The organism is Microcoleus sp. AT3-A2 (assembly GCF_036705685.1).
In the GTDB taxonomy this organism is placed as follows: domain Bacteria; phylum Cyanobacteriota; class Cyanobacteriia; order Cyanobacteriales; family Microcoleaceae; genus Microcoleus.
The window spans coordinates 24,455-34,261 of the sequence record NZ_JAUBVF010000068.1; the positions used below are offsets into that span (position 1 = coordinate 24,455).

Genomic DNA, 9,807 nt, shown 5'->3' on the forward strand with positions numbered 1-9,807 from the left:
TAAACAAATTAATTTTCCGCAATTATGCCTATATCCTCTTAATCTAGAATCTAGAATCTAAAATCTAAAATCTCTAAAATCTAAAATAGTATGGCCCAGCGCTACGTTCGAGTAAAAACAACACAAGGACACATCCATTACGGTTTACTGCAACTCAGCCACAGCGTTCAAGTATTTGATGCACCTCCCTGGTTAAAAGGACAACCAACCGATTTGGAACTTTCACCAGATACTTACCAAATTCTCGCCCCGTGCTCTCCCTCAAAAATTGTAGCCGTAGGCAAAAATTATGTCGATCACGCCGCCGAGATGGGAACCCCAGTACCGGAAGAACCCCTGTTGTTTTTCAAGCCTCCGAGTGCTGTCATCCCTGCAGGTGGAGCGATTCGTTATCCGCAGCAGTCGGAAAGGGTAGACTACGAAGGAGAATTGGCCCTGGTAATTGGCGAACATTGTACCAACTGCACTCCCGAACAAGCACACAGCAAAATTTGGGGATATACGATCGCCAACGACGTAACAGCTAGAGATTTGCAAAAGCGGGACAACCAGTGGGCGAGGGCCAAAGGGTTCGATACATTTTGTCCCTTGGGGCCTTGGATTGTCCGCGAACTGAGTCCTGCTGCACAGTTGCAGACTTTTGTCAATGAGAGCGAGCGACCGATACAGTCATCCCAGATCGATCGCATGGTATTTTCCCCAGACTTTCTCGTCTCCTACATCAGTCAAATAATGACCCTAATTCCCGGCGATGTGATACTGACTGGAACGCCGCAAGGAGTAGGGCCGCTACAAATAGGCGATCGAGTCCGCATTGAAATTGAAGGCATCGGCAGTCTTGAAAATACAGTAGTTATTGGTTATTAGTTTTTGGGCATTGGGCATTGGGCATTGGGCATTAGGCATTGGGCATTAGAACCAACACATAATAACCAACTAACAACTGCCAACTGCCAACTGTCAACTGACAACTGTCAACTGTCAACTGCCAATTGACTAACGAACCTGCATATAAACAGCATCCGAAAGCGGAGGAATCTCTGCATAGCGTCCCAAGAGCGACTGCACGACTGCATAGACAAATGCAGCAAAAGCGCCCAAAAACACCATGTTATACAGAGTTTCCGCAATAAATGCGACTTGGGGACCATCAAAAATCGGCAAAACCAGACGGCACAGCATCAAAACAATGTCTAAAAGAATTGCCTGCATCGCATTAAAACGAATGAAGTGACTGATGTTTTCGTTTCTAACTACTCCTAAATACAGGGCAAAGAAGATAATTAAACTAGCTAATGGCAAACTATAAATTTGCATCAAGGGAGCTAGGGGTATCAACAACAGTTGCAGGACAGGAAACTGTGTAAACAGAAACCTGCCAAACCACAGCCCGTCAATCAACGGGAGCAAATAAGGCAAAGAAGCAAAAATCCGGTCTGGAACAGTTGTAGATCCGCGCCAAGTCATAATGAACTCTCCTGAGTCGATCGATTAACTATTAATTCCATTAAACTCAGGATAACGCAGCAGCAGGGTTTGTGTTCCGACTCGCCCGGAATTTGCCCACACTCAGAGTCGAGTAGATTCAGGGGTACTTAGATCTAGTCGGGTTCAATAGTCACCATTCCCGATGCCCGATGCCCGATGCCCCATGCCCCATGCCCGATGATTATTTAATATTAGCGATCGTGAAGCCCATTTGACACTCGTACCGATCGGGCAAATTTTCCGTAGGTTTAGCAACTGGATGTCCACAGCGAAGCTCTCCACCGCTCCAGCGCGGTTGGCCTGTGCGATCTGCCAGCAAACAACTTTGGCAAACACACTGAGGGGCAAGCATCTGATTTTCCATTAAAATGACTAACATTTGATACCTCCGACAGGTTTCACACCAGTAATTTCATTGTATGTCAGGAGTTGGGGACAAACGGCTTAACCTGAACACAACGTAATATTTATGTCAATGGTGCGAAATCCGTAGTACGGTATAAGATCCCCAATTCCCAATCCCAAATTTGTCAAGAGGTTGATTATTGTGACGGACACTAACTTAGAATTCCTTTCCAAAACCGATCCGCTCATTGCCGATTTAATCGGGCAAGAGCTCCAGCGGCAGCGAGACCACCTAGAACTCATCGCCAGCGAAAACTTTACCTCCGCAGCGGTAATGGCAGCTCAAGGCTCAGTGCTGACCAATAAATACGCCGAAGGACTGCCAGCGAAACGGTACTACGGCGGCTGCGAATTTATTGACGGCATCGAGCAAATTGCGATCGATCGCGCCAAACAGCTATTTGGAGCAGCTCACGCCAACGTCCAGCCCCACTCCGGCGCTCAAGCCAACTTTGCAGTATTTTTGAGCTTGCTGGAACCCGGAGACGGAATAATGGGCATGGATTTGTCCCACGGCGGACACTTGACCCACGGTTCGCCGGTCAACGTATCCGGCAAATGGTTCAAAGCTTTTCACTACGGCGTCAGCCCAGAAACAGAACAGCTCGACTACGACGAAATTTTGGCACGGGCAAAAGAAAACCGACCGAAATTGCTAATTTGTGGTTATTCAGCATATTCGCGAATTATAGACTTTGAGAAGTTTAGAGCGATCGCCGACGAAATCGGAGCCTACCTGCTCGCCGACATCGCCCACATCGCCGGGTTAGTCGCCACAGGGCACCACCCCAACCCCCTCCCTCACTGTCACGCAGTCACCACCACCACTCACAAAACCCTGCGCGGCCCCCGTGGTGGCTTGATTATGACTAATGACCCGGAATTAGGTAAAAAGTTTGACAAAGCAGTTTTCCCCGGCACTCAAGGTGGGCCCTTAGAACACGTCATTGCGGGCAAAGCAGTAGCTTTCGGCGAAGCATTAAAGCCTGAATTTAAAACTTATTCCGGTCAAGTAATTGAAAATGCGCGCGCTTTAGCGGCACAGTTGCAGCAGCGGGGTTTAAAACTCGTTTCCGGCGGCACGGACAATCACTTAATGCTAGTTGATTTGCGATCGGTAAACATGACAGGGAAGCAAGCGGATCAATTAGTCAGCGGTGTGAATATTACTGCTAATAAAAATACCGTGCCTTTCGATCCAGCATCGCCCTTTGTCACCAGCGGTTTGAGACTCGGTTCGCCGGCGATGACCACCAGGGGAATGGGAACATCAGAATTTACAGAGATTGGCAATATTATTGCCGATCGCCTGCTAAATCCAGATGATGAAAGCGTTGCAGCCGACTGCCTGCGTCGAGTAGCAGCACTGTGCGATCGCTTCCCCTTATATCCTCACTTGTACTTGAAAGTGCCGGCATTAGCTTAATTTTCCTGATCGGCAATGAGAAATTGGTAGTTGGAAGTGTACGGGTAAAAGGGTAAAAGAGCAGGAAAAGATTGAGAGTTGCCGGGAGCGATATTGACAAGCGGTTTTCACCAAAAATATCGATCGCCAATACGGTTTTTAGTAAAGATATTTGTCGGGCGGGGCTGGTTTGACTAACAGTATTTGTCGGTTGCGAAAGATACCGCTCAACTGGGCCCGATCGCCAAATATCAACTTTTTTGCTCGCGAAAGAGTCGATATTTCAAATCGTTAATTCGAGAGTTAGAAATGAAAAACCTGACAATTCGCCCCAGGGCAACTGCCATTGCGGCAAATCTCCGACTCCCAAACCCCCAGTCGCTCTTCAAGATGTTTCCTTGTTATAAGCCATCTGAAATGTAGTAGACTCTGCCTGACAGCCTAATTGCCCCGCACTATTTAAAATTGATTTCAGATGCCGTACCAGTATCTGTACCACATACTCGCTTTTCTGGTTTCTGCGATCATCGTCCTCTGGAGTACGCCAATAGTCAAAAAAATTGGTCTCAAAAGCGGGCGAGTCGATCGGCCAGGCGAGCGAAAAGTCCACAAGCGCCCTATGGTGCGCTTGGGAGGAGTGTCCATCTTTCTCGGCACTATCACTGCCCTCTTATTTGTCTGGCTCTCAGGAGGCTTCATCGATGCTAACGGACAAGTTCTCAATCCCAAAGACGAATACGAAATTTGGGGAGTCACCCTCGGCGGCATCGGATTCTTCCTCATCGGTTTAGCAGACGACCTATTTTCGCTCTCGGCCTTAAAACGCTTGCTCATGCAAATTGGCGTATCCAGCATCGTTTGGATGGCAGGCGTACAAATTGAGTTTCTCACAGTTCCCTCCCTGGGATTGACTAATATTGGCTGGCTGAGCTTGCCAATTACCGTGATTTGGCTCGTCGGCATGGCGAATGCCATCAACTGGATTGACGGTTTGGACGGTTTAGCGGCCGGAGTTTCAGGGATTGCAGCAGTTGTAATGCTGATTGTCAGTCTGGCGATGCACCAACCGGCGGCGGCCCTGATTGCAGCGGCTTTAGCTGGCGGGGCCTTGGGATTTCTGCGCTACAACTTCAATCCGGCTCAAATCTTTATGGGGGATGGCGGGGCTTATTTTATCGGGTTTACTCTTGCTGGAGTGGGAGTAATTGGGTTAGTTAAAACTACGGCTGTTACTTCTGTGTTGCTGCCCTATTTAATTTTAGCTGTACCGATTTTAGATATGTCGGCGGTGATTCTCGATCGACTTCGCAACGGCAAGTCACCGTTTATTGCTGACAAGCGCCATCTCCACCACCGACTTCTAGAAGCCGGACTATCCCATCGATTTGCGGTTTTATTTATTTACTCACTGACACTGTGGGTGGGAAGTTTAGCCCTAGCTTTTTCGCTTCCCAGCGGCGTAATTTACGCTATGGGTGCAACAAGTTTGCTGGGATATGCTAGCTGGAAAGTTTGGAGACACGCTCGATAGTTAGTTGACTGTTGACTGTTGACTGTTGACTGTTGACTGTTGACTGTTATCGTTCCCCAATTAATTCTCCAATCTAAAATCCAAAATCTAAAATCTAAAATTGAATGGTTGCTGAAATTATTTGTGTTGGCACTGAATTGCTGTTAGGCGATATTCTTAATAGCAATGCCCAGTTTTTAGCCAAAGAATTAGCGAGTCTGGGAATCCCTCATTACTATCAAACAGTGGTGGGGGACAATCCAGAACGTATCAAACAAGTGTTAGAAATCGCCGTCAGTCGATCGCAGCTTTTGCTCTTCACCGGAGGCCTGGGCCCCACACCAGACGATCTGACAGTCGAAACGATAGCCGATTTTTTTGGGGTTCCCCTCATCGAAAAGCCGGAAATTATTGCAGATATCGAATACAAATATGCTCAGCGGGGACGCACCATGAGTCCCAGCAACCGCAAACAAGCTTTAATTCCAGAAAGTGCGGATATTCTGCCGAACCGCAGCGGTTCTGCACCGGGCATTATTTGGCAGCCGATTCCCAACGTGACTGTAATGACATTTCCTGGCGTACCGGCGGAAATGCACTTGATGTGGCAAGAAACCGCCGTTCCTTACCTGAAAAATGGCGGCTGGTGCAGCGAAACTATTTACAGCCGCACATTGAAATTTTGGGGCATTGCTGAGTCGGCATTGGCAGAAAAGGTAGATAGTTTTCTGAATTTAACTAATCCTACTGTGGCTCCCTATGCCAATCACGGCGAAGTCAAACTGCGAATTTCGGCCCGCGCAAACGAGGAAGTGGCCGCGAAAAACTTGATTGAGCCGATCGAACAACAATTGCGGCAAATTGCCGGCTTAGACTGTTACGGTGCTGATAGCGATACCCTCGCTTCGACTGTGGGCCAATTGTTGCTCGATGCGGGGCAAACTCTTAGCGTGGCTGAATCCTGCACCGGAGGTGGATTGGGGGCGATGCTGACTGGTGTTGCCGGCAGTTCGAGCTACTTTTTAGGCGGGATTATTTCTTACGACAATCGGGTTAAGGAAGGATTATTAGGTGTTAATCCGCAAGATTTAGCCGAGTTTGGGGCAGTCAGCCACCAAGTGGCAAAACAAATGGGTGCGGGAGTTCGCTCCAGCCTCAATACAAATTGGGGATTGAGCATTACAGGCATCGCCGGGCCCGGAGGTGGCACAGACGCTAAACCTGTCGGACTGGTTTATGTCGGTTTAGCGGGCCCCGATGGCGACGTAGAAAGTTTTGAATACCGATTTGGGGATGCCAGAGGCCGCGATTGGATTCGGAATCTGAGTAGCTGTACGGCGCTCGATCGACTCCGGCGTAAATTATTGTTGGCAAAAGCGTAGAAAAAAATCCTACGATTTGTCAATTGTCAATAGTCAGGCGTAAGCTTAAGCTTTATTTAACACTCTATACTCCGATATAATTCGGCAATTTTCCTTTTACCTCTTGATTATCTGTAAAGATTCGTTATGATAATAAGATAGGACTGATTGGCCAATATACTGACTCTCTCCTTTGCTCAAAACAACTAGCAAGCGAGAAAGCAAGTTTGACCTTTGGTTTCAAAGTCGTGCTTGCTTATTTTCAGATATTTAGCCGTCGGTTTAGCAATCTAGACTATAAAAAAAGGAGCTATCCGTTCAATGGAAAACATTGAAAAGGTGCTGGAACAAATTAAAGAATGGGTTCGCAAGCTGATAGAAGGATTGCTGAATCCTGAAGCTCAACCGGAACTCGAACCGATTCGTATTCCTGTCAACCAACCGAGAAATCGCCGATAGTCGGGACTGGATTGGAAGTTTGAGCTTTGAGCTTTGAGCTTTGAGGTTGAAGACTGGTTCTAAATTCCAAGTCAAAATTCTCATAATTTTTGTTGCGCTGGAATTTTAAAAATTGTTAAATATCCTGGTACTTCACGGCCCTAATCTGAACCTATTGGGTCAGCGAGAACCTGGAGTTTATGGTTCTGCGACTTTAAATGATATCAACAAGTTGCTAGAACAAGAAGCGCAAGCCCTCCAGGTGCAAGTCTCTATTCAGCAGTCGAATCATGAAGGGGTGTTGGTGGATGCAATTCACTCGATGTTAGGGCAGCACCAAGGCTTATTGATTAATGCTGGAGCTTATACTCATACGAGTGTGGCAATTAGAGACGCGATCGCCGCGGTGAATATCCCTGCGGTAGAAGTTCATCTGAGCAATATTTACCGACGGGAAGCTTTTCGGCATCACTCGTTTATAGCAGCGGTGGCGATCGGGCAAATCAGCGGTTTTGGCTCAGAAAGTTATCGGCTGGGGCTGCAAGCTCTAGTTAGTTACCTGATTAAAAATTAAAAATTTACCGATGGTAGCGATCGGATGAGGGCAGGTTTTAGATGGAAAACCAGCCCTTATATGTTTGGGCGGAATTCAAATTAATCAAAAGAGCTAGGTAAAGAAGCAAACCAAGAAGAATTCTAAATTACCAATTACCAATTACCAATTACTAACAACTTGAGTTAAATTCAAATGCGGCATTCCCTGTTGAGCAAGTTTCAAGGAACCATCTTGGGGGCAGTTTTAGGAGACTCTATAGGCCTGCAATACCAGAGGCAACTCGTGGGTATTCCCCCCGAAACAGAAGAGTTGCAGCCGATTTTACAACTGACGAAACACCAACAATTGACCCTAAGAGGGGCAACATTGGCGTTGAATTCTGTCAACAGTAAAATCCCAAGTGGCAAAGACTCATCCGAATGCGGGAGACTTGCGGTAGCGTGTTCTCAAAGTTTAATTCGGTGTAGGGGTTTAGATTTAAAAGATTGGCGCGATACTTGGGAAGCATTTGCCAAGTCGGAAATCTACCATCCCCGCAACAGTGAGTTTCAAACCCTGCTTAACCCTGGTGAAGCTGCAGTTGCTGCGCTGCCATCGGCGATGTTTTTTCACGAAAATAAAGCCAAGCTGCGAGAAAAAATCATGCTGGCGATAGAGGTTTGGGACAACGAAAACCAGCCAGAATGGGAAACAGCAATTTTAGCAGTAGCATATACGATCGCCCGATCTCTTAAAGAAAAACTTGACCCAGCGACAGCGATCGAGCAAACACTTGCCTACCTGAAAACAGATAATGCCTTAACAGAGCTGCTGCTGCAAGTGCAAATACTACTAGAAAAGGGAGCCGATTTAGAAACAGCCGCCACTCATCTGTGCAAAAGCGCCACAGCTTTGCGAGAAAGACAGGGCGAAGGTGAGAAAAAATTACAAACCGAGTCAATTGTCAACCCAGGAAATTTCATTCCCATTGCCTTAGCTTTCTACTGCTTTTTGAACACCCCAGAAGACTTGCGCTTGTCAGTGGTGCGTGCTGCCCGCTGTGGTATAGCCGGACAAATAACCTGCGCTTTGACGGGAGCTTTGTCTGGAGCTTATAACGGTGTTGGTGGGATTCCTGTAGAATGGCGACAGGTATCTTCGGTTGAGGTTAATTCGCAGCAGCTAGCCGACGGCCGAGAACCTTCGCTCTGGGGAACTGGCAGCGATGCAAAAATTGTAGAGTTAGCAAATAACCTGTTTGCTGTTTGGGCAGGAGTTTACAGGCCCGATGCCGGACTGGATTCCGCAGCGCTAGCCCGATCGGTGGCTGCACCTTATGTCATTAGACCTCGTAAAATATAAAGGTGGGAGCTTTTAACGGTAAGGGGAAACCAGAAATTAGCAATTAGCAATTAACAAGTCAAAAGCCAAAGTGGAAGGAGAGCGACAATTAAAGATTAAAAAGTGAAAAATTAAATTGGACGCGCCTGCCCCAAAAAACCGGGTTTCAACGAGAATATGGGGTGAGAAGCTGTAACCAAAATCCTATTCACATCTACTCATTTCATAATAAATGAGTAGGGATTGAATCAGTATATAGTGTGACTCAAAGCGAGCAAGAGGTAACAATGCTGTTAGGCTTCAAAACAGAATTGAAACTGAATAACAGGCAGCACACTATGCTCGCCCAGCACTGTGGAGTAGCACGCCATGCTTGGAATTGGGGATTGTGGCTAACCAAAAACATTCTTGAGTATAACAAATCCCATCCCGATGAAAAACTTAACTTTCCCACCGCTATTGACCTGCACAAACTGTTAGTAACCCTGGTGAAATCAGAAAATCTGTGGTATTACGAGTGCAGTAAATCTACACCGCAACAGGCATTAATGACTTTGCGCCAAGCTTGGAAGCGGTGCTTTAACAAGACTGCGGGAGTACCGAGATTTAAGAAAAAAGGGCGGCGCGACTCTTTCACGTTAGAAGGAACAGTCAAAATTTTGGGTAACAACAAAATCCAAGTTCCTGTAATTGGCATTCTCAAGACTTACGAAAGGTTGCCACAAGTATTAACCAAGTCTTGTACAATATCCCGTCAAGCAGACAGGTGGTTTATCAGTTTCAGATTTGACGTAGAACAGCAAGAGTCATGTCAAACAAGTATTGTGGGAGTTGACCTCGGCATTAAAGCATTAGCTACTCTTTCAACAGGTGAAGTGATGGTCGGAGCAAAATCCTACAAAAAGTACGCAGCCAAGTTGTCAAGAATGCAGTGGCTCACTCGCCATAAAACTATGGGCTCACGCAATTGGAAAAAGGCACAGCTTAAGATAGCGAGATTGCACATAAAAATAGCTAACATTCGCAAAAATACGTTGCACCAGTTAACGACATTGCTTGCCAAAAACCACGGCACAGTAGTGATCGAAGACCTCAATGTGTCCGGGATGATGGCTAATCATAAACTGGCTGCCTCGATTGCTGATATGGGTTTCTTTGAATTCCGACGCCAATTGACCTACAAGTGCAAGTTGTATGGCTCAAAACTTGTAGTAGTTGACCGATGGTTTCCATCCAGTAAAACTTGCGTGCGATTCGTTCAGTCGAAACCGTGAAAACGGGGGATAACTGGCTTCTATGGGGTAATCCTTAAAAGGATTGAGTT

The 9,807-nt window shown here is 46.7% G+C and carries 10 protein-coding genes; 8 read left to right on the forward strand and 2 right to left on the reverse strand.

Annotated elements, in window-relative coordinates; translation table 11 throughout:
* The first annotated feature begins 90 nt into the window (after positions 1 to 90).
* Positions 91 to 867 carry a fumarylacetoacetate hydrolase family protein gene (locus QUB37_RS25270; protein ID WP_333167385.1) on the forward strand — a complete coding sequence of 259 codons (777 nt, stop codon included), beginning with the start codon at positions 91 to 93 and terminating at the stop codon, positions 865 to 867.
* 129 nt (positions 868 to 996) lie between these two features.
* On the opposite strand, the gene QUB37_RS25275 is transcribed toward QUB37_RS25270, so the two are convergent.
* Both QUB37_RS25275 and QUB37_RS25280 read right to left on the reverse strand, forming a co-directional pair.
* Entirely contained in the window at positions 997 to 1,467 is a 471-nt protein-coding gene (locus tag QUB37_RS25275; RefSeq protein ID WP_333167387.1) for a Tic20 family protein, read from the reverse strand.
* A gap of 202 nt (positions 1,468 to 1,669) precedes the next feature.
* A complete protein-coding gene (locus QUB37_RS25280) occupies positions 1,670 to 1,867 on the reverse strand; it encodes a hypothetical protein (RefSeq protein WP_190739976.1) in 198 nt (65 codons plus the stop codon).
* Positions 1,868 to 2,035: 168 nt separating this feature from the next.
* Between QUB37_RS25280 and glyA the strand changes: the two genes are divergently transcribed.
* From glyA to QUB37_RS25315, 7 genes are all read left to right on the forward strand, one after another.
* Entirely contained in the window at positions 2,036 to 3,319 is a 1,284-nt protein-coding gene (gene glyA, locus QUB37_RS25285; RefSeq protein WP_333167389.1) for a serine hydroxymethyltransferase, read from the forward strand.
* Between the two features lie 454 nt (positions 3,320 to 3,773).
* Positions 3,774 to 4,829: an MraY family glycosyltransferase gene (locus QUB37_RS25290; protein WP_190663118.1), complete on the forward strand. Its 1,056-nt coding sequence runs from the start codon at positions 3,774 to 3,776 to the stop codon at positions 4,827 to 4,829.
* Positions 4,830 to 4,933: 104 nt separating this feature from the next.
* The gene (locus QUB37_RS25295) at positions 4,934 to 6,190 is read left to right on the forward strand and encodes a competence/damage-inducible protein A (RefSeq protein WP_333167392.1); all 1,257 of its coding nucleotides are present in this window, start codon (positions 4,934 to 4,936) and stop codon (positions 6,188 to 6,190) included.
* A 300-nt stretch (positions 6,191 to 6,490) separates the two neighbouring features.
* Entirely contained in the window at positions 6,491 to 6,628 is a 138-nt protein-coding gene (locus tag QUB37_RS25300) for a hypothetical protein (RefSeq protein ID WP_333167394.1), read from the forward strand.
* A 112-nt stretch (positions 6,629 to 6,740) separates the two neighbouring features.
* Entirely contained in the window at positions 6,741 to 7,181 is a 441-nt protein-coding gene (gene aroQ / locus QUB37_RS25305) for a type II 3-dehydroquinate dehydratase (protein WP_333167396.1), read from the forward strand.
* A 174-nt stretch (positions 7,182 to 7,355) separates the two neighbouring features.
* A complete protein-coding gene (locus QUB37_RS25310) occupies positions 7,356 to 8,504 on the forward strand; it encodes an ADP-ribosylglycohydrolase family protein (RefSeq protein ID WP_333167398.1) in 1,149 nt (382 codons plus the stop codon).
* 239 nt (positions 8,505 to 8,743) lie between these two features.
* A complete protein-coding gene (locus QUB37_RS25315) occupies positions 8,744 to 9,757 on the forward strand; it encodes an RNA-guided endonuclease TnpB family protein (RefSeq protein ID WP_333167400.1) in 1,014 nt (337 codons plus the stop codon).
* Positions 9,758 to 9,807: the final 50 nt, after the last annotated feature.

Bases quoted from the DNA above. Each gene is read 5' to 3' on its own strand.
- QUB37_RS25270 (WP_333167385.1), top strand. From the start codon at position 91: ATGGCCCAGCGCTACGTTCGAGTAAAAACAACACAAGGACACATCCAT.
- QUB37_RS25275 (WP_333167387.1), bottom strand. From the start codon at position 1,467: ATGACTTGGCGCGGATCTACAACTGTTCCAGACCGGATTTTTGCTTCT.
- QUB37_RS25280 (WP_190739976.1), bottom strand. From the start codon at position 1,867: ATGTTAGTCATTTTAATGGAAAATCAGATGCTTGCCCCTCAGTGTGTT.
- QUB37_RS25290 (WP_190663118.1), top strand. From the start codon at position 3,774: ATGCCGTACCAGTATCTGTACCACATACTCGCTTTTCTGGTTTCTGCG.
- QUB37_RS25295 (WP_333167392.1), top strand. From the start codon at position 4,934: ATGGTTGCTGAAATTATTTGTGTTGGCACTGAATTGCTGTTAGGCGAT.
- QUB37_RS25300 (WP_333167394.1), top strand. From the start codon at position 6,491: ATGGAAAACATTGAAAAGGTGCTGGAACAAATTAAAGAATGGGTTCGC.
- QUB37_RS25310 (WP_333167398.1), top strand. From the start codon at position 7,356: ATGCGGCATTCCCTGTTGAGCAAGTTTCAAGGAACCATCTTGGGGGCA.